Annotated in this window: 23 protein-coding genes; 10 read left to right on the top strand and 13 right to left on the bottom strand. The window is 67.7% G+C overall.

The features are described from left to right. Positions 1 to 157: 157 nt before the first annotated feature. From ACZ5M6_RS04400 to ACZ5M6_RS04375, 6 genes are all read right to left on the bottom strand, one after another. Positions 158 to 427, bottom strand: coding sequence for an ATP synthase F1 subunit epsilon (locus ACZ5M6_RS04400; protein ID WP_054764641.1), 270 nt, complete (start codon positions 425 to 427; stop codon positions 158 to 160). Beyond that, complete coding sequence (locus ACZ5M6_RS04395; protein WP_182713410.1) at positions 427 to 945, bottom strand: hypothetical protein; 519 nt, start codon at positions 943 to 945, stop codon at positions 427 to 429. Before ACZ5M6_RS04395 ends, ACZ5M6_RS04400 begins: the two co-directional genes overlap by 1 nt. A 2-nt stretch (positions 946 to 947) precedes the next feature. After that, entirely contained in the window at positions 948 to 2483 is a 1536-nt protein-coding gene (atpD, locus tag ACZ5M6_RS04390) for a F0F1 ATP synthase subunit beta (RefSeq protein ID WP_464159767.1), read from the bottom strand. Between the two features lie 37 nt (positions 2484 to 2520). Continuing rightward, positions 2521 to 3399, bottom strand: coding sequence for a F0F1 ATP synthase subunit gamma (locus tag ACZ5M6_RS04385; RefSeq protein ID WP_054764639.1), 879 nt, complete (start codon positions 3397 to 3399; stop codon positions 2521 to 2523). A 33-nt stretch (positions 3400 to 3432) separates the two neighbouring features. Further along, positions 3433 to 4965, bottom strand: coding sequence for a F0F1 ATP synthase subunit alpha (atpA, locus tag ACZ5M6_RS04380; protein ID WP_409616664.1), 1533 nt, complete (start codon positions 4963 to 4965; stop codon positions 3433 to 3435). A 76-nt stretch (positions 4966 to 5041) separates the two neighbouring features. Next, a complete protein-coding gene (locus ACZ5M6_RS04375) occupies positions 5042 to 5596 on the bottom strand; it encodes a F0F1 ATP synthase subunit delta (RefSeq protein WP_464159766.1) in 555 nt (184 codons plus the stop codon). A 258-nt stretch (positions 5597 to 5854) separates the two neighbouring features. Between ACZ5M6_RS04375 and ACZ5M6_RS04370 the strand changes: the two genes are divergently transcribed. The 3 genes from ACZ5M6_RS04370 to ACZ5M6_RS04360 all read left to right on the top strand — a co-directional run bounded on the left by ACZ5M6_RS04370 (position 5855) and on the right by ACZ5M6_RS04360 (position 8431). After that, on the top strand, positions 5855 to 6730 hold the full coding sequence (locus ACZ5M6_RS04370) for an endonuclease/exonuclease/phosphatase family protein (protein ID WP_464159765.1): 876 nt from the start codon (positions 5855 to 5857) through the stop codon (positions 6728 to 6730). Between the two features lie 97 nt (positions 6731 to 6827). After that, positions 6828 to 7655 carry a TerC family protein gene (locus ACZ5M6_RS04365; protein ID WP_082382597.1) on the top strand — a complete coding sequence of 276 codons (828 nt, stop codon included), beginning with the start codon at positions 6828 to 6830 and terminating at the stop codon, positions 7653 to 7655. A gap of 2 nt (positions 7656 to 7657) precedes the next feature. Beyond that, positions 7658 to 8431 carry a glutaminyl-peptide cyclotransferase gene (locus ACZ5M6_RS04360; protein WP_464159764.1) on the top strand — a complete coding sequence of 258 codons (774 nt, stop codon included), beginning with the start codon at positions 7658 to 7660 and terminating at the stop codon, positions 8429 to 8431. On the opposite strand, the gene ACZ5M6_RS04355 is transcribed toward ACZ5M6_RS04360, so the two are convergent. Continuing rightward, entirely contained in the window at positions 8418 to 8999 is a 582-nt protein-coding gene (locus tag ACZ5M6_RS04355; protein ID WP_464159763.1) for a DJ-1/PfpI family protein, read from the bottom strand. The genes ACZ5M6_RS04360 and ACZ5M6_RS04355 overlap by 14 nt on opposite strands. A gap of 116 nt (positions 9000 to 9115) precedes the next feature. After that, complete coding sequence (gene katG, locus ACZ5M6_RS04350) at positions 9116 to 11386, bottom strand: catalase/peroxidase HPI (protein ID WP_464159762.1); 2271 nt, start codon at positions 11384 to 11386, stop codon at positions 9116 to 9118. A gap of 143 nt (positions 11387 to 11529) precedes the next feature. On the opposite strand from katG, the gene ACZ5M6_RS04345 reads away from it, so the two are divergent. Further along, positions 11530 to 12429, top strand: a complete 900-nt coding sequence (locus ACZ5M6_RS04345; protein ID WP_054766817.1) for a hydrogen peroxide-inducible genes activator — start codon at positions 11530 to 11532, stop codon at positions 12427 to 12429. A gap of 5 nt (positions 12430 to 12434) precedes the next feature. Here the strand turns inward: ACZ5M6_RS04345 and ACZ5M6_RS04340 are convergent, their stop codons facing one another. The 3 genes from ACZ5M6_RS04340 to acnA all read right to left on the bottom strand — a co-directional run bounded on the left by ACZ5M6_RS04340 (position 12435) and on the right by acnA (position 16235). After that, positions 12435 to 12911 (bottom strand): RES family NAD+ phosphorylase, encoded by a 477-nt coding sequence (locus ACZ5M6_RS04340; RefSeq protein ID WP_182713404.1) that lies wholly within the window; start codon positions 12909 to 12911, stop codon positions 12435 to 12437. A 2-nt stretch (positions 12912 to 12913) separates the two neighbouring features. Further along, positions 12914 to 13381 carry an antitoxin Xre/MbcA/ParS toxin-binding domain-containing protein gene (locus tag ACZ5M6_RS04335; RefSeq protein WP_464159761.1) on the bottom strand — a complete coding sequence of 156 codons (468 nt, stop codon included), beginning with the start codon at positions 13379 to 13381 and terminating at the stop codon, positions 12914 to 12916. Positions 13382 to 13508: 127 nt separating this feature from the next. Further along, positions 13509 to 16235, bottom strand: coding sequence for an aconitate hydratase AcnA (gene acnA, locus ACZ5M6_RS04330; RefSeq protein ID WP_464159760.1), 2727 nt, complete (start codon positions 16233 to 16235; stop codon positions 13509 to 13511). A 363-nt stretch (positions 16236 to 16598) separates the two neighbouring features. Here acnA and ccmA point away from each other — a divergent pair, with 363 nt between their 5' ends. The 6 genes from ccmA (at position 16599) to ACZ5M6_RS04300 (ending at position 19811) form a co-directional block, all read left to right on the top strand. Beyond that, a complete protein-coding gene (ccmA, locus tag ACZ5M6_RS04325) occupies positions 16599 to 17222 on the top strand; it encodes a heme ABC exporter ATP-binding protein CcmA (protein WP_464159759.1) in 624 nt (207 codons plus the stop codon). Further along, a complete protein-coding gene (ccmB, locus tag ACZ5M6_RS04320; RefSeq protein ID WP_191557908.1) occupies positions 17219 to 17926 on the top strand; it encodes a heme exporter protein CcmB in 708 nt (235 codons plus the stop codon). Before ccmA ends, ccmB begins: the two co-directional genes overlap by 4 nt. A gap of 57 nt (positions 17927 to 17983) precedes the next feature. Then, positions 17984 to 18703: a heme ABC transporter permease gene (locus tag ACZ5M6_RS04315; RefSeq protein ID WP_182713398.1), complete on the top strand. Its 720-nt coding sequence runs from the start codon at positions 17984 to 17986 to the stop codon at positions 18701 to 18703. 1 nt (position 18704) lies between these two features. Next, positions 18705 to 18923, top strand: coding sequence for a heme exporter protein CcmD (gene ccmD, locus ACZ5M6_RS04310; protein ID WP_287397401.1), 219 nt, complete (start codon positions 18705 to 18707; stop codon positions 18921 to 18923). Continuing rightward, positions 18920 to 19480, top strand: a complete 561-nt coding sequence (locus ACZ5M6_RS04305; protein ID WP_464159758.1) for a DsbE family thiol:disulfide interchange protein — start codon at positions 18920 to 18922, stop codon at positions 19478 to 19480. The genes ccmD and ACZ5M6_RS04305 overlap by 4 nt, the downstream gene beginning before the upstream one ends. A gap of 76 nt (positions 19481 to 19556) precedes the next feature. Next, positions 19557 to 19811, top strand: a complete 255-nt coding sequence (locus tag ACZ5M6_RS04300) for a hypothetical protein (RefSeq protein WP_464159757.1) — start codon at positions 19557 to 19559, stop codon at positions 19809 to 19811. On the opposite strand, the gene ACZ5M6_RS04295 is transcribed toward ACZ5M6_RS04300, so the two are convergent. Next, entirely contained in the window at positions 19812 to 20582 is a 771-nt protein-coding gene (locus tag ACZ5M6_RS04295; RefSeq protein ID WP_054764624.1) for a M48 family metallopeptidase, read from the bottom strand. Between the two features lie 81 nt (positions 20583 to 20663). Next, entirely contained in the window at positions 20664 to 22202 is a 1539-nt protein-coding gene (locus tag ACZ5M6_RS04290; protein ID WP_464159756.1) for a cryptochrome/photolyase family protein, read from the bottom strand.

The following is a 22202-nucleotide window of genomic DNA, read 5'->3' as shown; positions in this document are numbered from 1 at the left end:
GACGATGGGGGAAGTCTTCTTCCGGAGTGAAACCTCCCCCTCCGTCGCTGGATCGCTTCGCGATCGACGCGACACCTCCCCCGCAAGCGGGAGAGGGCAAAGAAAAAGGCCCCCCGCCGAAACGGGAGGCCTCACTCTTTACGACCCTGAGAAAGGATCAGGCCGCGACGACCTCAGTCGCCTGTTCGGCCAGGATGGTCAGGCCTTCGCCGTTGACGTCGGCGAAGCCGCCCTTGACGTCGTACTGGGTCCTGGTCCCGCCGACATAGACGGTCACCAGACCCTCGCGCAGGGCGGTCATGAAGGGGGCGTGGGCCGGCAGGACGCCGAAGTCGCCCTCGACGCCCGGCGCGTCCACCTGGTCCACGAGGCCGGAGAAGACCTCGCGTTCCGGCGAGACGAGGGAGAAGTTGAGTTTGCCAGCCATCAGTCCGATGTTCCGATTTGATAGGAGGCGATGGAAACCGGGTAAGCCGCACCCGTACCCCAAATCGCCAGATAGATCACGGCCCCGCCAGCGTTCCTCTCAAACAGGACGCCCTTTCCGTTGCCGTCGTTTGACTCGCTGTTGAACGCCCAGTCTGCCTGAGCGCGCGTCTTGGCGATGAATTCGTCCCCCGCTTCCGGCCCATTCAGGTCCAAAATAGAGCAGGTCTCCCTACCCGTTTCGGCCGGACGCCCGACCATGATCCGAACGGGATCGATCGGCGTGCCGGAACGGGTGTAGGTGCGGGAGACTTCATCGGCCTTGACGGTAGAAGCCGCGCCTTTGAAACCTCTCTGTTCAAAGAACGCGCCTTCATCGATCAAGGCCGGGAATCGACCATCAGCCAGAAAGGCAGCACAAGCTCCCGCCATAGCTTCAAAATCTCCATCAGCCTGTGCCCGCGCCGAAACGGGCGAGGCCAGACAAAAGAGAATGAGGCTGGCGAGAGCCTTGCGCATGATCAGGCTTCCGCCGCCATCTTCTCGGCCTTGGCGACGGCCTCTTCGATCGGGCCGACCATGTAGAAGGCCGCTTCCGGCAGGTGGTCGTACTCGCCGGCCACGATGCCCTTGAACGAGCGGATCGTGTCCTTCAGGTCGACGAAGGCGCCGGGGGTGTTGGTGAACTGTTCAGCCACGTGGAAGGGCTGGGACAGGAAGCGCTGGATCTTGCGGGCGCGGGCCACGATCAGCTTGTCCTCTTCCGACAGCTCGTCCATGCCCAGGATGGCGATGATGTCCTTCAGGCCCTTGTACTGCTGCAGGACTTCCTGAACCGAACGGGCGACGTTGTAGTGCTCCTCGCCGATCACCAGCGGGTCCATGATCCGCGAGGTGGAGTCCAGCGGGTCCACGGCCGGGAAGATGGCCTGGGCGGCGATGTCACGGCTCAGAACGGTCGTCGCGTCCAGGTGGGCGAAAGAGGCGGCGGGCGCCGGGTCGGTCAGGTCGTCGGCGGGGACGTAGATGGCCTGGACCGAGGTGATCGAACCCTTCTTGGTCGAGGTGATCCGCTCTTGCAGGTTGCCCATCTCGGTCGCCAGGGTTGGTTGATAGCCCACGGCCGAGGGGATGCGGCCCAGCAGAGCCGACACTTCGGAACCGGCCTGGGTGAAGCGGAAGATGTTGTCGACGAACAGCAGGACGTCCTTGCCTTCCTCGTCACGGAAATATTCCGCGATCGACAGGCCGGTCAGGGCGACGCGGGCGCGGGCGCCGGGGGGCTCGTTCATCTGGCCGTAGACCAGGGCGCATTTGGAGCCCTCGGTCGAACCGCCGTTCTTGGCCGGGTCCACGTTCACATTGGACTCGATCATCTCGTGATACAGGTCGTTGCCTTCGCGGGTGCGCTCGCCCACGCCGGCCAGAACCGAATAACCGCCGTAGGCCTTGGCGATGTTGTTGATCAGCTCCTGCATGGTCACGGTCTTGCCCACGCCGGCGCCGCCGAACAGGCCGATCTTGCCGCCCTTGGTATAGGGGCACATCAGGTCGATGACCTTGATGCCGGTGACCAGGATCTCGGCCGAGGTCGACTGCTCGTCGAAGCTCGGGGCCTCCTTGTGGATCGGACGGTAAAGCTCGGTCTTGATCGGGCCGGCTTCGTCGATCGGCTGGCCGACGACGTTCATGATGCGGCCCAGGGTGCCGGGGCCGACCGGCGCCTGGATCGACGAGCCGGTGTCGGTGACGGGCTGGCCGCGGGTCAGGCCCTCGGTCGTGTCCATGGCGATGGCGCGGACCATGTTCTCACCCAGGTGCTGGGCGACTTCCAGCACCAGGGTGAAGGGCTCGCCCGTCTTCTGGTCGACGTTCTGGGTGTGCAGGGCGCTGAGGATGGCCGGCAGATGGCCGTCGAACTCGACGTCGACGACGGCGCCGATGACCTGGGCGATGCGGCCCGTGGCGACGGCGGAGACAGGGGCGGCGGGCGCGGCGGCCTTCTTGACGGCCGGCTTGCGGGCGGCGGGCTTCTTGGGGGCGACGGTGTCGGTCATGGCTGGGGTCCGTATCGGAATGTCTGTTCGGTCGGGATCAGAGGGCTTCGGCGCCGGCGATGATCTCGATCAGCTCGGTGGTGATCTGGGCTTGGCGCTTGCGGTTGTACTGCAGCGTCAGGGCGTTGATGAGGTCGCCGGCGTTGCGCGTCGCATTGTCCATCGCCGCCATCTGCGACCCGAAGAAGCCCGCCTGGTTCTCATAGAGGGCGGCCAGGATCTGGGTCGTCAGGTTGCGCGGCAGCAGGGTCTCGAGGATTTCCTCTTCCGAGGGCTCGTATTCATAGACCGCGCCGTTCAGGTCGATCGGGGCCGCGTCGCCCTCGACCACCGCCGGGATCAGCTGTTTGGCGGTCGGAACCTGGGAAATCACCGACTTGAACTGGCTGTAGAACAGGGTGACCACATCGGCCTGACCGTCCTCGAAGGCCGTGGCGATCATCTCGGCGATCGGCTGGGCCGAGGGCAGGCCCACCGTCTTGTGCTCGCTCAGTTCGAAGGTGCGGACCAGCTTGTCGCCGTACAGGCGCGACAGCTGATCGCGCGACTTGCGGCCGACGGCGATGATCTTCACGTCCTTGCCGTTCGCGATCAGACTGTTGATCCGTTCGCGCGCGGCGCGGATGACGTTGGTCGAGAAACCGCCCGCCAGACCCTTGTCCGCCGTCGCCACCACGATCAGGTGACGCTGGTCCTGACCCGTGCCGGCGAGCAAGCGCGGCGCATCGGCGCCCGAGACGCCGGCGGCCAGGTTGGCGATGACCGAGGCCATCTTCTTCGCATAGGGCCGGGCGCTTTCGGCCTGGTCCTGGGCGCGTTTCAGCTTGGCCGCGGCGACCATCTGCATGGCTTTCGTGATCTTCTGCGTGGCTTTCACGCTTCCGATCCGATTGCGCATTTCCTTGAGGCTGGCCATCCGGCGCTACTCTCTCAGCTTATCCGGTTGAACTCAGGCGAAGGTCTTGACGAAGGCGGCCAGGATATCCTTCAGCTCGGCTTCCAGCTCCGCCGTCAGATCCTTCTTGGTGCGGATGCCTTCCAGCAGCGAGGCGTGGTTGGCGTGGATGCGCGCCAGCAGCTCCTTCTCGAACCGGCCGACGTCGCTGACCGCGATGCCGTCGATATAGCCGCGCGTGCCGGCGTAGACCGAGACGACCTGCTCTTCCATCGACAGGGGCGAATACTGGGGCTGCTTCAGCAGCTCGGTCAGTCGGGCGCCGCGGGCCAACAGCTTCTGGGTCGAGGCGTCCAGGTCCGAGCCGAACTTGGCGAAGGCGGCCATCTCGCGATACTGGGCCAGTTCGCCCTTGATGGTGCCGGCGACCTTCTTCATCGCCTTGGTCTGGGCCGAGGAGCCCACGCGCGACACCGAGATGCCGACGTTCACGGCCGGACGGATGCCCTGATAGAAGAGGTCCGATTCCAGGAAGATCTGGCCGTCGGTGATCGAGATCACATTGGTCGGAATATAGGCCGAAACGTCGTTGGCCTGGGTCTCGATGATCGGCAGGGCGGTCATGGAGCCCGAACCATAGTCCTCGTTCAGCTTGGCCGAACGCTCCAAGAGGCGGCTGTGCAGGTAGAAGACGTCGCCCGGATAGGCTTCGCGGCCCGGCGGACGGCGCAGCAGCAGCGACATCTGACGATAGGCCACAGCCTGTTTGGACAGGTCGTCATAGACGATCAGGGCGTGCATGCCGTTGTCGCGGAAGAACTCGCCCATGGCGGTGCCGGCGAAGGGCGCCAGGAACTGAAGCGGGGCCGGTTCCGAGGCCGTGGCGGCGACGACGATGGTGTATTCCAGAGCGCCCGACTCTTCGAGGGTCTTCACGATCTGGGCGACGGTCGAACGCTTCTGACCGATGGCGACGTAGATGCAGTAGAGCTTGGCGCTCTCGTCGTCGGACTTGTTGACGTTCTTCTGGTTGAGAATGGTGTCGACGGCGACGGCGGTCTTGCCGACCTGACGGTCGCCGATGATCAGCTCGCGCTGGCCGCGACCGACGGGGATCAGGGTGTCGATGGCCTTCAGGCCGGTCTGCATCGGCTCATGGACCGACTTGCGGGGGATGATGCCCGGCGCCTTGACATCCACGCGGCGGCGCTCGGTGAACTGGATCGGACCCTTGCCGTCGATCGGCTCGCCCAGCGGGTTGACGACGCGGCCCAGCAGGCCCTTGCCGACCGGCACGTCCACGATCTCGCCCAGGCGGCGCACGTCGTCGCCCTCGGCGATGGCGGCGTCGGCGCCGAAGATCACGGCGCCCACATTGTCGCGTTCCAGGTTCAGGGCCATGCCCTTGACGCCGGCCTTGGTGAATTCGACCATTTCGCCGGCCTGGACATTGTCCAGACCGTGGATGCGGGCGATGCCGTCGCCGACCGACAGCACGCTGCCGACGTCGGAGACATCGGCTTCGACGCCGAAGTTGGCGATCTGCGACTTGAGGATGGCCGAGATTTCAGCGGCGCGGATGTCCATGACGGGCTCTCTGTTCTTCAGTCTTTTTGCGGTTGCGCCGTTCAGGCGCCGACAATCGGGTGGACGGGGGCGGCGCTTACGCGCGCTTTAGGGCGAACTTCATCTGGTCGAGCTTGGTCTTCAGCGAGGCGTCGAACAGTTTCGAGCCGACCTTGACCTTCAGGCCGCCCAGGATGGCCGGATCGACCCGCGTGGTCAGTTCCGGCGCCTTGCCCAGGCTCTTGTTCAGGGCGGTCTTGATCGCGGTCAGCTGCTTGTCGTCCAGCGGCTGGGCCGAGATCACCTCGGCGGCGACGACGCCGGCGTGTTTGGCGTACAGGCGCTCGAAACCGGCGATCACGGCGGCCAGATCACGGGCGCGGCCGTTCTGGGCCAGCAGCCCCAGGAAGTTGACGGTGTTCGGTTCGAACCTGGCCTTGGCGGCGACGGCGGTCAGGCCCTTGACCTGATCCTCGGCCGAAATGACCGGCGAGGTCGCCAGGCGGCGCAGATCGGCGCTCTCGATCCAGGCGGTCTTCAGCGAGACGACGTCGGCGCGAACGGCGTCGAGGCGGCCGGTTTCCAGCGCCAGATCAAACAGCGCCTGTGCGTAGCGATCGCCGACTTCCGTCGTTCTGAAATCATCAGCCACTGATTAGGGTCCGAGGTCGTTGTGTCAGGGTCGCGACCGACTGCGAGGGTCGCAACGGTCAAAAGCTTGAAATGCTTGCGGAAAGCACGATAGAGGCCGTATTGGTGAATACGCCCCCTTCAAGCCGGGCGCCTGATAGCACGGGGTTTTGCCGCTCGCAACATTGCGTGAAGGGTGAAGAAGCCGCACCCGGCGTCGCACCTCGGTCATAGCCCCGTGCGACATTCGTCTTTCTTCTCGTTGTCTTAGAGATTCGCCATGAAGTTCCGCGTCCTGATGATCGCTCTCGTCACCGTCCTGACGGGAACGGCCGCCGCCCGCGCCGAGCCTTTCGCAACGCCCGAGCCCCAGCCGATCCGGCTGATGAGCTACAACATCCGCTACGACGCCCCTGACGATCGGCCGAACTGGCCCGAACGGCGCCCGCACATGGCGCGTCAGATCGCCTTCTTCGCCCCGGACGTGCTGGGCGTTCAGGAGGCCCTGATTCCCATGGTCGCCTATCTGGCCGAACAAGCGCCGGACTACGACCACTACGGCCTGGGTCGCGACGACGGGGCCGAGGGGGGCGAGACCGCCACCCTGTTCTGGCGACGCGACCGGTTCGAGGTCGTCCGCAAACAGACTCTCTGGTGTTCGCCGACCCCGGATCGCCCTTCGAAGGGCTGGGACGCGGCCCTGCCCCGCACCCTGACGCGGGTGGTGCTGCGCGACCGTTCCGACGGTCGTCTGCTGGACGTCCGCAACGCCCATTTCGACCATGTCGGCGTGGTCGCCCGTGAACAGTGCGCCGCCCTGGCGGCCGACCTGCCGCCTGCGACCGCCGAGGGCGAAACGGCGGCCGTGGTCTTGCTGGGCGACTTCAACACCGGGCCCGACAGCGCCCCCTATCGCCGGATCGTGTCGGCCGGCCTGCGTGACGCCCGCACCGTCAGCCCCGTCGTCTTCGGCCCTTCGACCACCTATAACGGCTTCGACCTCGCCAAGGCCGCGGACGGGGCGCCCATCGACCATGTCTTCGTCGATCCCCGCCTGGCGGTGGAAAGGTTCGGCGTGCTGACGGACTCCTTTTCGGGCCAGGTGATCTCGGACCACTTCCCCTTGGTGGTCGATGTGACCTTCGCCGCGCGGTGAGCCAGGGTGCGACCATTGCGCCGCACCCCCGCGCTTGATCGGAACCTGAGCCGGGCCTAGCTGTTCCCGCCGACGCCTTTCCCCTCCTGGACATTCCATGCTCGACAGCATCCTGCCCCTTCTCTCCGACCCGGCCGCCTGGGCGGCCCTGGTGACCCTGGTGGTGATGGAGGTCGTGCTCGGCATCGACAATCTGATCTTCATCTCGATCCTGTCGAACAAACTGCCCGAGCATCAGCGCCAGAAGGTGCGGCGCATCGGCATCGGCCTGGCCCTGGTCATGCGCCTGGCCCTGCTGTCGATCATCGCCTGGCTGGTGGGCCTGGTTCAGCCGGTCTTCACCGTCGCGGGCAACGAATTCTCGTGGAAGGATCTGATCCTGATCGCGGGCGGCCTGTTCCTGGTCTGGAAAGCCACCAAGGAGATCCACCACACGGTCGATCCCACGCCCACCCATGACGTCATGGACAAGAAGGACGTGATGATCACCAACGCCGGGGCGGCCATCTTCCAGATCATCCTGCTGGACCTGGTCTTCTCGATCGACTCCATCCTGACCGCCGTGGGCATGACCGAGCACCTGCCCATCATGGTCGTCGCCGTCCTGGTCGCCGTGACGGTGATGCTGCTGGCCGCCGACCCGCTGGCGAACTTCATCAACGACAACCCCAGCGTCGTCATGCTGGCCCTGGGCTTCCTGCTGATGATCGGCATGGTGCTGATCGCCGACGGCTTCGGCTATCATGTGCCCAAGGGCTATATCTACGCCGCCATGGCCTTCTCGGCCGGGGTCGAGGCCCTGAACATGCTGGGCCGTCGCTCCGCCTCCAAGAAGGAAAAGGCCGAGGCCGCGCGCGCCGAAGCCGAACGCGCCGAGGCCCGCGCCCGCAAGGCCGAGGCGGAAGCCGCCGCCGAAGGCGCCTGACCATGCCGCGCCCGCCCCTGCGCTTCGCCGGCCTGATCGTCGGCCTGCTGCTGGCGGTGGGCGCGACCCTGCCCGTTCGGGCCGAGGTTCCGACCCAGGCCTATCAGGTGGTGCACGCCTATCCGCATGACCGGACGGCCTTCACCGAGGGCCTCTTCTTCCACGCCGGCGCCCTTTACGAGAGCACGGGCCTCTATCCGTCGTCGGTGCGCCAGGTGCGGTTGGAGGACGGCGAAATCCTGCGTCGGCGCGACCTGCCCACCGTCTATTTCGGCGAGGGTTTGGCCGCCCTGAACGGCAAGCTCTACAATCTGACCTGGCGCAACCACATCGGCTTCATCTTCAAGCTGGAGGACTTCTCGCCCCTGGGCGGCTTCTCCTATCCGGGCGAGGGTTGGGGGCTGACCACCGACGGACGCCGACTGATCATGAGCGACGGCACCGATCAGATCCGCTTCCTCGATCCCGACACCCTGGCCGAGACCGGCCGGATCTCCGTCACCGCCGACGGCCGGCCGCTGGACCAGATCAATGAGCTGGAATGGATCGACGGCGAGGTCTTCGCCAATCTGTGGCAGGACAACCGCATCGCCCGCATCGACCCGGAGACCGGGGTGGTGAAGGCCTTCATCGACCTGACGGACCTGGTCCCCAAGGACGCGGGCCTGGACCCGAACGACGACGTCCTGAACGGCATCGCCTGGGACGCCGCGGGCAAGCGGCTGTTCGTCACCGGCAAGCGCTGGCCCCAGCTGTACGAGATCAGGCTGCGCTGACCGGGGCGAGGTGTTCCGCGCCGAACAGGCTGAGATAGGCGTCCAGCTCGGCGCTCTTAAGCCCCAGCGAGTCCAGCACCGCCCCCATGAAGCTGACCGGCGCCGTGCCCGCCGCCGTGACGACCCGGTCGGCCAGAACGGCGTGAGGCTGGTCGCGGTAATGGGCCGCCCCGCCGTAGCCGGTGACGGAGAGGCTGTCTGGCCCGTTGGCGGTATGGGGCCGGTCGTCCAGCAGGCCCGCGCGCGCCAGGGCCAGGGTTCCGTCGCAGATGCCGCCCACCGTCTTTCCGGCTTCATGCGTCCGGCGCAACAGGTCGGAGACGTCCGGCGCGCCGGGCTGGCGCCAGATGGAGCCGCCGTTCACCAGGACGGCGTCGATCTCGTCCACCTCGATGTCTTCGATCGAGAGATTTGGAACGACCAACAGGCCGCCGGCCGACACCACCTCCTCCCCATCGGGCGAGGCGAAGAGGGTCTCAAACCCATAATGGCTGCGCGCCCCCGCCATGATCAGGGCGGTCTCCCAATCCGCATAGTCCGGCGTCAGAAGCGTTACGATGGTGGTCATGGCGGCGTCCCCTGCTGTCGCCCCAGTTTAACGGCGCTGCGTGACAGTTCATCAGACAAGGATAAGGGCGGACGTCTTGCGACGCCCGCCCCCTTCGCCTCTGCTTCAAAGCCCGATCAGCCGCGCAGGTCGAACCGGTCCAGCTCCATGACCTTGGTCCAGGCCGCCACGAAATCCTCGACGAACTTCTTCTGGGCGTCTGCGGCGGCGTAGACCTCGGCCAAGGCGCGCAGCACGGCGTTCGAACCGAACACCAGGTCCACGCGCGTCCCGGTCCAGCGCAGGGCGCCGGTGTTGCGGTCGCGGCCTTCGAAGACGTCGCGCGCCGGGCTGGTCGGGGTCCACTTCACCCCCATGTCCAGCAGATTGACGAAGACGTCGTTGCTCAGGACGCCGGGCCGTTCGGTCAGCACCCCGTGGGTCGAGCCCCGCACATTGATGTTGACGGCGCGCAAGCCCCCGATCAGCACCGTCATCTCCGGCGCCGTCAGGGTCAGGCGCTGGGCCTGGTCGATCAGCAGAGCCTCGGCCGGGACGCTGTAGCGGGCCTTCTGATAGTTGCGGAATCCGTCGGCGACCGGCTCCAGATAGGCGAAGGATTCGACGTCGGTCTGGTCCTGGCGGGCGTCGGTCCGACCCGGATTGAAGGGGACGGTCGTCTCATGACCGGCCGCGCGCGCCGCCGCCTCGACCCCGGCGTTTCCGGCCAGGACGATCAGATCGGCCAACGAGACCTTCTTGCCGCCGACCTGGGCCTGGTTGAAGGCGGACTGGACGCCCTCCAGGGTCTTCAGGACGCGGTCCAGCTGTTCAGGCTGGTTGACGTCCCAGTCCTTCTGCGGCGCCAGGCGGATGCGGGCGCCGTTGGCGCCGCCGCGCTTGTCCCCGCCCCGGAAGGTCGAGGCCGAGGCCCAGGCGACGCCGACCAGTTCGGAGACGCTCAGACCCGTGGCGAGGATCTGGGCCTTCAGGACGGCCGCGTCGGCGGCGTCGATCAGCGGATGGTCGACGGCCGGAACCGGGTCCTGCCAGACCAGCTCCTCCTTGGGGACTTCCGGCCCGATGTAGCGCGAGCGCGGGCCCAGATCGCGGTGGGTCAGTTTGAACCAGGCCCGGGCGAAGGCGTCGGCGAAGGCCTGAGGATTGTTCAGGAAGCGGCGCGAGATCTTTTCATATTCCGGGTCGAACCGCAGCGACAGGTCCGTGGTCAGCATGGTCGGGCGACGCATCTTGGTCGGATCATGAGCGTCGGGGATGATGAAGCCCGCATCCTTGGCCACCCACTGGTGGGCGCCGGCCGGCGACTTCTCCAGCTCCCATTCGAAGGCGAACAGGTTTTCGAAGAAGAAGTTGCTCCACTGGGCCGGGGTCTGGGTCCAGGTGACCTCCAGGCCGCTGGTGATGGCGTCGCCGGCCTTGCCGCTGCCGTAGCTGGAGCTCCAGCCCAACCCTTGCGCCTCCAGCTCGTCGGCCTCGGGCTCGGGGCCGACATGGTCGGCCGGGCCGGCGCCGTGGGTCTTGCCGAAGGTGTGGCCCCCGGCGATCAGGGCCACCGTCTCCTCGTCGTTCATCGCCATTCGGGCGAAGGTGTCGCGGATGTCGCGCGCGGCGGCCACCGGATCTGGATTGCCGTCCGGTCCTTCCGGATTGACGTAGATCAGCCCCATCTGGACCGCCGCCAGCGGGTTCTCAAGGTCGCGCGTATGCTTGACCCCGTCGGCCGTGTCGTCGGCGACCAGAACCGCCTCGTCGGCCGGCTTGTCCACCCCGTGCGAGCCGCGGGCATAGCGTTCGTCGCCGCCCAGCCAGGTGGTCTCGCGACCCCAGTAGACGTCCTGGTCCGGCTCCCAGGTGTCCTCGCGCCCGCCGGAGAAGCCGAAGGTGCGGAAGCCCATGGTCTCCAGCGCCACATTGCCGGTCAGAATGAACAGGTCGGCCCAGGAGATGGCCTGGCCGTACTTCTGCTTGATCGGCCACAGCAGACGGCGCGACTTGTCGATATTGACGTTGTCCGGCCAGGAGTTCAGCGGGGCGAACCTCTGCTGGCCGCGTCCGCCGCCGCCCCGGCCGTCGCCGACGCGATAGGTGCCGGCGCTGTGCCAGGCCATGCGGATGAACTGGGGCCCGTAATGGCCGAAGTCGGCCGGCCACCAGTCCTGGGAGTCCGTCATCAGGGCGCGCAGATCGGCCTTCAGCGCCTCATAGTCCAGCTTGGCGAAGGCCTCGCGATAGTTGAACGTCTCGCCCAGGGGATTGGAGCGGGACGAATGCTGGTTCAGCAGGTCCACGCGCAGCTGGCCTGGCCACCAGTCGCGGTTTTGGACGCCGCCGCCCGCGACGGACTCCGTCGTGCGGCCCGAAAAGGGGCATTTGGCTTCGGTGGTCATGCGGCGTGTCCTTCTGCTTCGAGACGGCGCGCGCGGCGCGCCTCAATGGCCCCTGTGATGTGAGGGATATTGGACACGCGGCCGAGAATAACTCCAATCGATTGTCTTTGTATTTTGCATAGGCCGAGCCTATGTATCGCGCCATGCTCCCCACCCTGCGCCAACTTCAGTATCTGAAGCTTCTGGCCGAACACGGCAGTTTCTCCCGCGCCGCCGAGGCCGCCCACGTCAGCCAGCCCGCCCTCAGCGCCGGGGTGCAGGAGCTGGAGCGGATCCTGGGCGCACCCGTGGTCGAGCGGGCGCGCGGCGCCGTCATCATGACCGCCGTCGGCGCCGAGGCCGTGCGCCGGGCCGAGGACGTCCTGGCCCGGACCGAGGATCTGGTCGAGGCGGCCCAGAACGCCGGCCGTCCGCTGTCGGGACGGTTCCGGCTGGGCGTCATTCCGACCGTCGCCCCCTTCCTGCTGCCCGCCAAATTACCGTCGCTGAAGACGGCCTATCCGAACCTGAAGCTCTTCATCCGCGAGGATCTGACGCCGCGTCTGATCGCCGCGCTCAAGGCGGGTCAGATCGACGCCGCCGTCATCGCCCTGCCCTATGAGGCGCCGGGGATCGAACACGCCCGGATCGGCGACGACGAGATCCTGGCCGCCGCCCCGGCCGACCACGCCCTGGCGGCCCCCGGCCCGATCCGTCCCGGTTCGCTGAAATCCCAGGACCTGATCCTGCTGGAGGACGGCCATTGCCTGCGCGACCACGCCCTGGCGGCCCTGGACATAGAGGCGCCGCGCGGCGACGACGTCTTCGCCGCCACCAGCCTGCACACCCTGATCCAGATGGTCGGCTCAGGGCTCGGCGTCTCCTTCCTGCCCAGGATGGCGGTCCAGGCCGGCCTGGCCGACACCCCGTCCGTCGTCATCCGCCCCTTCGAGAACCAGGCTGACGGCGTCCCGCCCCACCGCGAAATCGTCGTCGCCTGGCGCTCCGGCTCCAGCCGCGCGGCCGAGGCCCGGCTGCTGGCCGAAGCGCTGAAACTGGATTGAGGGCGTCAGCTGAACAGGCGGCGGTCCCACCAGACGGGGACTTCGAGTCCGACCGCGATCCGTCCGAAATCAGGGTGGGCGGCGTTGAAGACGAAGTTGCGCTCCATGCGGGCGACGACAGACGGAACGATCAAAACGGCCGAACGACCCTGCATGAACCAGTCGCGGCCGAAGGCGCGCGCCGCCGCCCCGCCCGGCTCGGCCCAGCCGGGAACGAGATCGGGATTGACCACCTCATAGGACAGGCCCGCAGGCACGCTGATTTCAACATAGTGCTGACCGTTGGGCAGTTCTCCGCCGAAGTGGACCAGCTTCTCCAGCATGGCTGTAGAATAATGTTCAGCGGCGTAGATGACCCGCTGGCCCGCCTCATGCCATCGCCCCGACGCCAGACGCGCGCCGCCGTCGCTCCAGATGGGATGCTCACCGCGCGGATCTCCGATGCGATAAGCCTTCAGCGCGTCGCTCAGAACGCGAACCATGACTAGACGGCGAAACCTGCGTCGGCGCGACGAATCAGATTGATGACGGCGTCGGCGCCGGCCGAGCTGGACTGGGCCATCGCCAGGGGGGTGCGTCCGCCCAGCAGCTGATGCGGGCTGTTCAGAAAGCGGACGATGGCCGAGGTGTCTCCATGGTAGGCGCGGCTGACGGCGTCGACGACCCGCCCGACCTCGTAAAGTCGCTCGCTCATCTCGCGCGACAGCGGCTTCCGGTTCGTCCGCGCCCGGCGCAACGTCGCCTCCGGGATCAGCCTGCCGACGACGTGCGGCATGCCGATCACCTGGCCCAGGGCAGCGGCGGAGGTCGGCTTCAGTCCACGCGACACCTGATCGGCGAGCCCGACATCGTCCAGCGGCTCGGCGCCGCCGAGACCCAGAAGCCGGCCGATCCGCGCGGCGTCGCTGGCCGGCAGGGCGTCGGGTCGGGCGTAGAGGTCGAGTGCGGTCATGACAGAGGTCCGTTCGTCGTATGACTTCCATATAGTCGTCAAATGACGAACAGGCCAGTGATGCTCCAAACGAAAAGGGCCGGCGGATCGCTCCGCCGGCCCTCTTTCTATCTCAGCGAACCGCTGCCTATTCGGCCGCGATCGGCGACTCGGTTTCCGGGCCGCGGGCGAGGTTGCGCAGGACGTAGGGCATGACGCCGCCGGCCAGCAGATAGTCCATCTCGGTCTGGTTATCGATGCGGCAGCGGACCGGGAAGCGGGCCATCTTGCCGTCCGACGGGCGGAACAGCTCGACCCACAGGTCCTGACGCGGGCGCAGCTTGCCGACATTGGCGTCGGACAGGCCGCGGATGGTGACGATCTCCTCGCCGGTCAGGCCCAGCTTCTGCCAGCCGTCCTGTTTGAACTGCAGCGGCACCACGCCCATGCCGACCAGGTTCGAGCGGTGGATGCGTTCGAAGCTTTCGGCGATGACGGCGCGGACGCCCAAGAGGCGGGTGCCCTTGGCCGCCCAGTCGCGCGACGAGCCGGTGCCGTATTCCTTGCCGGCGAAGACGACCAGGGGCCGGCCTTCCGACTGATACCGCATGGCGGCGTCATAGATCGACATGGTGTCGCCCGACGGGAAGTGCTTCGTCACGCCGCCCTCGATCTCGGGCGTGATCCGGTTCTTGATGCGGATGTTGGCGAAGGTGCCGCGCATCATGACTTCGTGGTTGCCGCGGCGGGCGCCGTAGCTGTTGAACTCGGCCGCCTCGACGCCGTGGTTCGTCAGATAGACGCCGGCGGGCGAGGTCTTCTTGATCGAACCGGCCGGGGAGATGTGGTCGGTGGTGATCGAGTCGCCGAAGATGGCCAGGACGCGGGCTTCGACCACGTCCTGAACCGGGGTCAGCTCCATCGACAGGCCGTCGAAATAGGGCGGGTTGGCCACATAGGTGGAGGCGTCGTCCCACTCATAGGTCTGGCCGCCGGCGACCTTGATCGCCTGCCAGTGCTTGTCGCCCTTGAACACGTCCTTGTAGCGTTTGGCGAACATGGCCGGGGTGACCGACTTGCGCTGAATGTCGGCGATTTCCTGGGTGGTGGGCCAGATGTCCTTCAGGAAGACGTCATTGCCGTTCTTGTCCTGACCGATCGGATCCTTGGTGATGTCGATCCGCATCGAGCCGGCGATGGCGTAGGCCACGACCAGAGGCGGCGAGGCCAGATAGTTGGCCTGGACGTCGGGGTTCACCCGGCCTTCGAAGTTGCGGTTGCCCGACAGGACCGAGGTGGCGACCAGGGCGTTGTCGTTGATCGCCTTGGAGATGGCCGGGTCCAGCGGGCCCGAGTTGCCGATGCAGGTGGTGCAGCCGTAGCCGACCAGGTTGAAGCCCAGGGCGTCCAGGTCCTTCTGCAGGCCGGCGTCGGTCAGATAGTCGGTGACGACCTGCGAGCCGGGGGCCAGCGAGGTCTTGACCCAGGGCTTGGCCTTCAGGCCCAGGGCGTTGGCCTTGCGCGCCACCAGGCCGGCGGCGATCAGGACCGAGGGGTTGGAGGTGTTGGTGCAGGAGGTGATGGCGGCGATCACCACATCGCCGTCGCCGACGGTGAAGCCTTCACCCTCGACGGCCGCGCGCGGGGCGTCGGCGGGACGGTTGAAGACCTCGGTCAGGGCGGTCTCGAAGGCCGGGGCGGCCGCGGTCAGTTCGACGCGGTCCTGGGGACGCTTGGGGCCGGCCAGCGACGGCACGACCGTGGCCAGGTCCAGCTCCAGCACGTCGGTGAAGACCGGGTCTTCCGAGGTCTCGTCGATCCACAGGCCTTGGGCCTTGGCGTAGGCTTCGACCAGGGCGACGCGCGCCTTGTCGCGGCCGGTGGCGGTCAGATAGCCGATGGTGGCGGCCGAGACGGGGAAGAAGCCGCAGGTGGCGCCGTATTCCGGGGCCATGTTGGCGATGGTCGCCTGGTCTTCGATCGTCATGTTCGGCAGGGCGTCGCCGAAGAATTCGACGAACTTGCCGACCACGCCCTTCTTGCGCAGCATCTGGGTGACGGTCAGCACCAGGTCGGTGGCGGTCGTGCCTTCCGGCAGACGGCCGGTCAGTTTGAAGCCGATGACTTCCGGGATCAGCATCGGGATCGGCTGGCCCAGCATGGCCGCCTCGGCCTCGATGCCGCCGACGCCCCAGCCCAGAACGGCCAGGCCGTTGATCATGGTCGTGTGGCTGTCGGTGCCGACGACGGTGTCGGGATAGGCGACGGTCTTCTTGCCCTCTTCCAGGGTCCAGACGGTCTGGGCCAGGTTCTCCAGGTTCACCTGATGGCAGATGCCGGTGCCGGGGGGCACGACGCGGAAGTTGTTGAAGGCCGACGAACCCCAGCGCAGGAAGTTGTAGCGCTCGATGTTGCGCTCATATTCGCGCTCGACGTTCTGGCCGAAGGCCTTGGGCGTGCCGAAGTGGTCGACCATGACCGAGTGGTCGATGACCAGATCGACCGGCACCAGCGGGTTGATCTTGGCGGCGTCGGCGCCCAGGGCGCTCATGGCGTCGCGCATGGCGGCCAGATCGACCACGGCGGGCACGCCCGTGAAGTCCTGCATCAGGACGCGGGCGGGGCGGAAGGCGATCTCGTGCTCGACCGAGCCCTTGTTCTCGACCCAGGCGGCGACGGCCTTCAGGTCGTCCTGCGTCACCGAGACGCCGTCCTCGTTGCGCAGCAGGTTCTCCAGCAGCACCTTCATCGAGCGCGGCAGGCGGGAAATCCCGGCCAGACCCGCTTCCTCGGCGGCCGGAAGGCTGTAATAGGCGTATTTCTTGCGCCCGACGGAAAGGTCCTGGCGGGTGTTGAAGCTGTCGATCGACGGCATGGAGAGTTTTCCTCTGGTCAGCGCCGCCCGACAATCCGGTTGCGCCTTCGCGCGGCAGACGCAGCGGCTCACAGGGCCCCTGCGCGCGCGGCGAAAGCCTGCTGCGGCAAGCGTGCCTATAGACCCGCTGGATCGCACCGTCCATGTGTCCACACCCCCGACGTGGACATTGAGAAAGGTTCTCAAAACAGCGACCTGGCTCTCCCTCCCCCTTCGGGGGAGGGGGGACGAGCGAAGCGAGGCCGGGTGGGGAGGGCCAGGCGACACGTCGCCCTGCAAACGCTTCGCATCCTTGGCGGGCCGCCCCCACCCGGTCGCTCCGCGCGCCCCCTCCCCCGCCGGGGGAGGGAGAAGTTCGGCGCCATGATCCACGCCCTCTCCCTCTCCGACCTTGCCGTCTCGCGCGGCGAGCGTCGCCTGTTCTCGGGCCTGAGCCTTAATCTCCGCGCCGGAGAGGCCGTGGCGCTGACCGGCGCCAACGGGGCGGGCAAGACCAGTCTGCTGCGGACCGTCGCCGGCCTGCTGCGACCCGACGCGGGCGAGATCGCCTTTCACGACGGCGACGGCAATCGGCTGGACGACCATCTGGCGCGCGGGCGCGAAGTGCATTTCCTCGGCCACCAGGACGGACTGAAGACCGGACGCACGGCCCGCCGGGAGTTGGGCTTCCAATGCGACTGGCTGGGCCACACCCAGACCGGCTTCGATCACGCCGTCGAGGCGTTCGGCCTTGAGCCCCTGCTGGACCTTGAGGTTCGGCGCCTGTCCGCCGGCCAGCGCCGTCGTCTGGCCATGGGCCGGCTGGTCGGATCGCCGCGCGCCCTGTGGCTGCTGGACGAGCCCATGGCCCCGCTGGACGCCCGCTGGCGCGCCGTCTTCGCCGACCAGATGCGCCGTCATCTCGAGGCCGACGGCCTGATCCTCGCCGCCGTCCACGACCCCCTGCCGATCCCGGCCCGCACCCTGGACCTGGGAGGTCTGGCGTGAGCCGGCCGGTGGACGCCGAACCCCGCCCGCCGGGCCTGCGGGGCGCGACGCGCGTCTTGCTGGAACGGGAGCTGGACCTGGCCTGGAGCGGCGGGGGCGGCCCGCTGCTGGCCTGCGGCTTCTTCGCCTGCCTGACCGCCGTCCTGCCCCTGGCGGCGGGGGGCGATCCTCGCACGCTTTCGCCGGTGGCGGGCGGGATCGCCTGGCTGGCCCTGGCGCTAGCCTCGCTGCTGTCGCTAGAGCGGCTGTTCGAACGGGACCTGGAGGACGGGGCGCTGGACCTGCTGGCGATCGGCCATCTGCCGCTGGAATCGGTGGTTCTGATCAAGGCCCTGGCCCAGTGGATCGCCGTCGGCCTGCCCCTGGCCCTGACCGCGCCGGTCGCCGCCCTGGCCCTGGGCCTGCCGGTTTCGCTGGCGCCCCTGGCCGCCCTGTCGGCCCTGATCGGCGGGGCGGGCTTCGCCTTGACCGGCGCCCTGGGCGCCGCCCTGGCTCTGGGCGCCAAGCGGGGCGGCCTGCTGATCGCCGTCGTGGTCCTGCCCCTGTTCATCCCGCCCGTGGTGTTCGGCGCCGGGGCGCTGGAGCGGGCGGCGTCCGGCCAGTCGCCGGCCCCGGCCCTGGCCTTCCTTACCGCCTACGTCCTGTTCGCCGGGGTCGTCGCCGCCTTCGCCGGGGCGGCGGCGGTCAGGAACGCCCAAGGCTAGGGGACGCCGTGACACGCCGCTTGCCCGCCGCCGTCCCGCCGCGTAATCGCTGACACCATGTTCGGCCTGTCCAATCCGCAGCGGTTCATGCGCTTCACCGGCCCGCTGACGCCGGTGCTGTGGACGGCCGCCGCCGTCCTGCTGGCGGTCGGAACCTGGCTCAGCTTCACCGTCCCCGCCGACTATCAGCAGGGCGACACGGTGCGGATCATGTTCGTCCATGTGCCCGCCGCCAGCCTGGGCCTGGGGGCCTATGCGGCGCTCGGGGTCTCCAGCTTCTTCGCCCTGGTCTTCCGCCACGCCTTGGCCGACGCCGCCGCCCGGGCCGCCGCCCTGCCCGGCGCCGCCTTCACGGCCCTGGCCCTGTTCACCGGCTCGCTGTGGGGCCAGCCCATGTGGGGAACCTGGTGGGTCTGGGACGCGCGCCTGACCAGCGTCCTGGTGCTGTTTCTATTCTACCTCGGCTATATGGCGCTTCGGGCCTCGATCGACGACGAGCAGAAGGGCGCCCGCGCCGCCGCCGTCCTGGGCCTGGTCGGGCTGATCAACTTGCCGATCGTCAAATTCTCGGTCGACTGGTGGAACACCCTGCATCAGCCGGCCAGCTTCCTGACGCCGGGCGCCTCGGGCCTAGACCCCGTCTATCTGCCCGCCTTCCTGACCATGCTGGCGGCCTATGGGGTGTCGTTCGCGGCCCTGTGGCTGACGGCGATCCGCACCGAAATCCGCCGCCGCCGCGTCCTGTCCCTGCGCGCGCGAAAGGCGCTGGAGGCCTAAGATGCTCGACCTCGACATGAGCCCCTACGCCGCCTTCGTCTGGCCCGCCTGGGGCGTCAGCGCCCTGGTGCTGGCCGCCCTGACGGCCCGCGCCGTCGTCGCCTCGCGCAAATGGAAGCGCGAACTCGAGCGTCTGGAAAAAGACCAGAGCGCGACATCAGACGCGGCAGTCTCCCCGCGCCCTCAAGCAGCGCAAAGCGCGATAGGGCCCTTAAAATGAACCGCTGGCTGGCCCTGCTGCCGCTCGTCGTGGCGGTCGCCCTGTTCGCCCTGTTCGCCGGCTGGTCGCTGAAGCGCGACCCGGCCTTCAAGCCCGACGCCATGGTCGGCCAGCCCATCCCCGAGACCGTCCTGCCCATGCTGGAGGGCGACACGGCCGGGCCGGGCAATCTGGACCTGAAGACCGCCGGGGTGGGACGGCCCATGCTGGTCAATGTCTTCGCCTCCTGGTGCGCCCCCTGCCGGATCGAACACCCCAAGCTTCTGGCCCTGAAGGCGCGCGGGATCGCCGTCGTCGGCGTGGTCTATAAGGACGAGCCGGTCGCCACCCGCGCCTTCCTGGACGAGCTGGGCGATCCCTATGCGATGGTCCTGGTCGATCGCGAGGGGCGGGCCGGGCTGGACCTGGGCATATCCGGCGTGCCCGAGACCTTCGCCGTCGACGCCATGGGCCGGATCACCGCCAAACAGTCCGGCCCCCTGCTGAACGACGCCGACATCGAGCGGCTGGTCGCCTCGATGCAGGCGCCCGCTCGGCCCCTGCCGTCGGAAAAATAGCCGTTAAGCCCGGATTAACCCTCTTTCCTGAGATCTTGTTAACGATTGTCGGCTCGCGATGCGTTAACGGTTGGCTATGAGCGCGATTCGCCCAGGTTTGCCCCAGACCTTGCCGACCCCCGGCGGCGAGACCTCGTCGGCGCGCAACGCCCAGGCCGCCTTCTTTCGCGCCGCCCTGAACCAGGTCCAGACCAATCCGATCCAGGCTGCTCCGATCCAGCCTCAGACGCCCGCCGCAAGCCCGACGCGGCCGACCCCGCCCTCGCCATCGACCGACGGACAGCCGCCCCGGATCATGCGTCCGGGGACCTATCTTGACATCAAGGTCTGATCAGCTCCAGCCCTTGCCGGCGATATATTGCTGCAGCAGGTCGATCCGGGTCGCGTCCGACGGGTGGGTCGAGGCGAACTGCGGAATGCTGGCCTGACGCTGGGCCGCCATCAGCCGCCACAGGGCCACGGCCTGGGACGGGCGGAAACCGGCGGCCTGCATATAGTCCACGCCCAGCCGGTCGGCCTCCAGCTCGTCGCGCCGTGAATAGGGCAGCAGCAGACCGTACTGGGCCGCCAGACCGCCATAGGCGTTGACCGCGTCGCCGTAACGCCCCGCCGCCCCGCCGACGGCCGCCAGGCCGATGGAGGTCGCCGCCTGGCTCGACGCCCGCTCGGCGGCGTGGTTGGCGACGACATGGCCGATCTCATGGCCGATCACGGTCGCCAACTGGTCGTCGTTCTGGACCAGGGCCAGCAGGCTGTCGGTCACGCCGATCTGGCCGGACGGCAGGACGAAGGCGTTCGGGCTCTTCTCGCTGAAGACCGCATAGTCCCAGGTCCGGTCGCCGAGGCCCGCCGCCTGGACCAGACGGTTGCCGACGCGACGGATGCGATCGACCTGGGCACCCGAGGTCTGGACGCCCGGCTTGCTGATCGCCTCGCGCCAGGCGGCGTTCGATTGCTGAGCCAGAGCGGCGTTGTCGACCAGAAGCAGCTGGTTGCGACCGAGCGCCTCATTATAGGCGCAGGCCGACAGGGCCGAGGCCGCGACGGCGGCGGCCAGCAGACGGACAGGAAGACGGGAGGCGGGGCGGCGAAGGGCGATCATGGAGGCGACCTCTCTGGCTCGAACGGGGAAACAGCCAAGCAAATCCCGCAGCTCCCGTCGAGGTTCCCGCCAAGCTGCCCCTCAGTCCCTGGGCGTCACACCCAGCAGGGTGCGACACGCCTCGGCTTCCGCCGCCAGGGCCGCCCGCCTCGCCTCCCCAAAACCGTCCAGGGTCCGATAGGGCATGGCCAGGCGCGGATTGTCCCTGAGCCGGCCCCGATTCCGCTCCAGAAAGCCCCAGTACAGCCGGTTGAACGGGCAGGCGGCGTCGCCGCTCTTGCTCTTCACATCATAGCGACAGCCGCCGCAGTAGTCGCTCATCCGGTCGATATAGGCGCCGGACGCCGCATAGGGCTTCGACCCCACGATCCCGCCGTCGGCGAACAGAGCCATGCCCCGTGTATTGGGCATCTCCACCCACTCATAGGCGTCGGCGTAGACGGCCATATACCAGTCATCGACCACATCCGGATGCACGCCCAGCAGCAGGGCCAGATTGCCCGTCACCATCAGCCGCTGGATATGATGGGCGTAGGCGTTCTCCCGCGTCGTCCTCACCACATCGGCCACGCAGGCCATGTCGGTTTCGCCCGACCAGTAGAACCAGGGCAGATTCCGGTCCGCGTCCAGGAAGTTCCTTGCCCGATATTCCGGCGCCTTCAGCCAGTAGATTCCGCGCACGAACTCCCGCCAGCCCAGGATCTGGCGGATGAAGCCCTCGGCCGCGTTCAACGGCGCCCGTCCGGCGCGATAGACCGCCTCGGCCCGGCGGCAGACGTCCATCGGATCAAGCAGGCCCAGGTTCAACGACGTCGAGATCAGCCCGTGCCACATCCACGGCTGATCCTCCGCCATGGCGTCCTGCCAGTCGCCGAAGCCGGGCAGGACGTTCGTCAGGAAATCCTCCAGAACCGTCTCGGCCTCCTCGGCCGTCGTCGGCCAGCCGAAATCGTGCAGGGCGCCGAAATGATCGGGAAACAGGCAGGCGACGTCCGCCATGGCCGCCTGTGTTATCGCGTTGGGCGTGATGCGCAGGCGTTTGGGCGGCCTCACCCCGCGCGGCAACTTCTTGCGGTTCTCGGCGTCATAGTTCCAGCGCCCGCCCTCCGGCTGATCGCCGTCCATCAGCAGACCGGTCGCGCGCCGCATCTCGCGATAGAAGAACTCCATCCGCAGCTGCGACTTGCCCGAGGCCCAGCGCCGGAACCGGTCGTGTGAGCACAGGAACCGCCGGTCCTCGCGGATCTCCACGGGCAGGCCCGCCCCTTCGGCGAAGGCCGCCAGATGTTCGGCCAGGCGCCATTCCCCGCATTCGGTCAGGACGGCGCGGTCATAGACGCCCGCATCCAGGGCCCGCGCCAGTTCGCCGGTGATCGAGCCGCTGTTGTCCGGATCGTCGATCGCCACATAGCGCACCCGCACGCCCCGGGCCCTCAGCCGTTCGGCGTGGTTCCGCATGGCGGCGAAGACCAGGGCGATCTTCTGCTTGTGATGGCGGACATAGGTCGCCTCGGCGCGCACCTCGGCCATCAGCACCGTGTCCGCCTCGGGATCCAGCCCCTCCAGGGCGGTCAGCCCGTCCGAAAGCTGATCGCCCAGCACCAGTCTCAGAACCGCCAT

Source organism: Brevundimonas sp. Br13 (assembly GCF_055391505.1).
Note: the sequence above shows the minus strand (reverse complement) of the source record. Positions and strands in the feature narration are given on the sequence as shown.

What these genes read in the sequence shown, in the direction of transcription:
- ACZ5M6_RS04400 (WP_054764641.1), bottom strand. Translation starts at nt 427, where the DNA reads ATGGCTGGCAAACTCAACTTCTCCCTCGTCTCGCCGGAACGCGAGGTC.
- ACZ5M6_RS04395 (WP_182713410.1), bottom strand. Translation starts at nt 945, where the DNA reads ATGCGCAAGGCTCTCGCCAGCCTCATTCTCTTTTGTCTGGCCTCGCCC.
- atpD (WP_464159767.1), bottom strand. Translation starts at nt 2,483, where the DNA reads ATGACCGACACCGTCGCCCCCAAGAAGCCCGCCGCCCGCAAGCCGGCC.
- ACZ5M6_RS04385 (WP_054764639.1), bottom strand. Translation starts at nt 3,399, where the DNA reads ATGGCCAGCCTCAAGGAAATGCGCAATCGGATCGGAAGCGTGAAAGCC.
- atpA (WP_409616664.1), bottom strand. Translation starts at nt 4,965, where the DNA reads ATGGACATCCGCGCCGCTGAAATCTCGGCCATCCTCAAGTCGCAGATC.
- ACZ5M6_RS04370 (WP_464159765.1), top strand. Translation starts at nt 5,855, where the DNA reads ATGAAGTTCCGCGTCCTGATGATCGCTCTCGTCACCGTCCTGACGGGA.
- ACZ5M6_RS04365 (WP_082382597.1), top strand. Translation starts at nt 6,828, where the DNA reads ATGCTCGACAGCATCCTGCCCCTTCTCTCCGACCCGGCCGCCTGGGCG.
- ACZ5M6_RS04360 (WP_464159764.1), top strand. Translation starts at nt 7,658, where the DNA reads ATGCCGCGCCCGCCCCTGCGCTTCGCCGGCCTGATCGTCGGCCTGCTG.
- ACZ5M6_RS04355 (WP_464159763.1), bottom strand. Translation starts at nt 8,999, where the DNA reads ATGACCACCATCGTAACGCTTCTGACGCCGGACTATGCGGATTGGGAG.
- katG (WP_464159762.1), bottom strand. Translation starts at nt 11,386, where the DNA reads ATGACCACCGAAGCCAAATGCCCCTTTTCGGGCCGCACGACGGAGTCC.
- ACZ5M6_RS04345 (WP_054766817.1), top strand. Translation starts at nt 11,530, where the DNA reads ATGCTCCCCACCCTGCGCCAACTTCAGTATCTGAAGCTTCTGGCCGAA.
- ACZ5M6_RS04340 (WP_182713404.1), bottom strand. Translation starts at nt 12,911, where the DNA reads ATGGTTCGCGTTCTGAGCGACGCGCTGAAGGCTTATCGCATCGGAGAT.
- ACZ5M6_RS04335 (WP_464159761.1), bottom strand. Translation starts at nt 13,381, where the DNA reads ATGACCGCACTCGACCTCTACGCCCGACCCGACGCCCTGCCGGCCAGC.
- acnA (WP_464159760.1), bottom strand. Translation starts at nt 16,235, where the DNA reads ATGCCGTCGATCGACAGCTTCAACACCCGCCAGGACCTTTCCGTCGGG.
- ccmA (WP_464159759.1), top strand. Translation starts at nt 16,599, where the DNA reads ATGATCCACGCCCTCTCCCTCTCCGACCTTGCCGTCTCGCGCGGCGAG.
- ACZ5M6_RS04315 (WP_182713398.1), top strand. Translation starts at nt 17,984, where the DNA reads ATGTTCGGCCTGTCCAATCCGCAGCGGTTCATGCGCTTCACCGGCCCG.
- ccmD (WP_287397401.1), top strand. Translation starts at nt 18,705, where the DNA reads ATGCTCGACCTCGACATGAGCCCCTACGCCGCCTTCGTCTGGCCCGCC.
- ACZ5M6_RS04305 (WP_464159758.1), top strand. Translation starts at nt 18,920, where the DNA reads ATGAACCGCTGGCTGGCCCTGCTGCCGCTCGTCGTGGCGGTCGCCCTG.
- ACZ5M6_RS04300 (WP_464159757.1), top strand. Translation starts at nt 19,557, where the DNA reads ATGAGCGCGATTCGCCCAGGTTTGCCCCAGACCTTGCCGACCCCCGGC.
- ACZ5M6_RS04295 (WP_054764624.1), bottom strand. Translation starts at nt 20,582, where the DNA reads ATGATCGCCCTTCGCCGCCCCGCCTCCCGTCTTCCTGTCCGTCTGCTG.
- ACZ5M6_RS04290 (WP_464159756.1), bottom strand. Translation starts at nt 22,202, where the DNA reads ATGGCGGTTCTGAGACTGGTGCTGGGCGATCAGCTTTCGGACGGGCTG.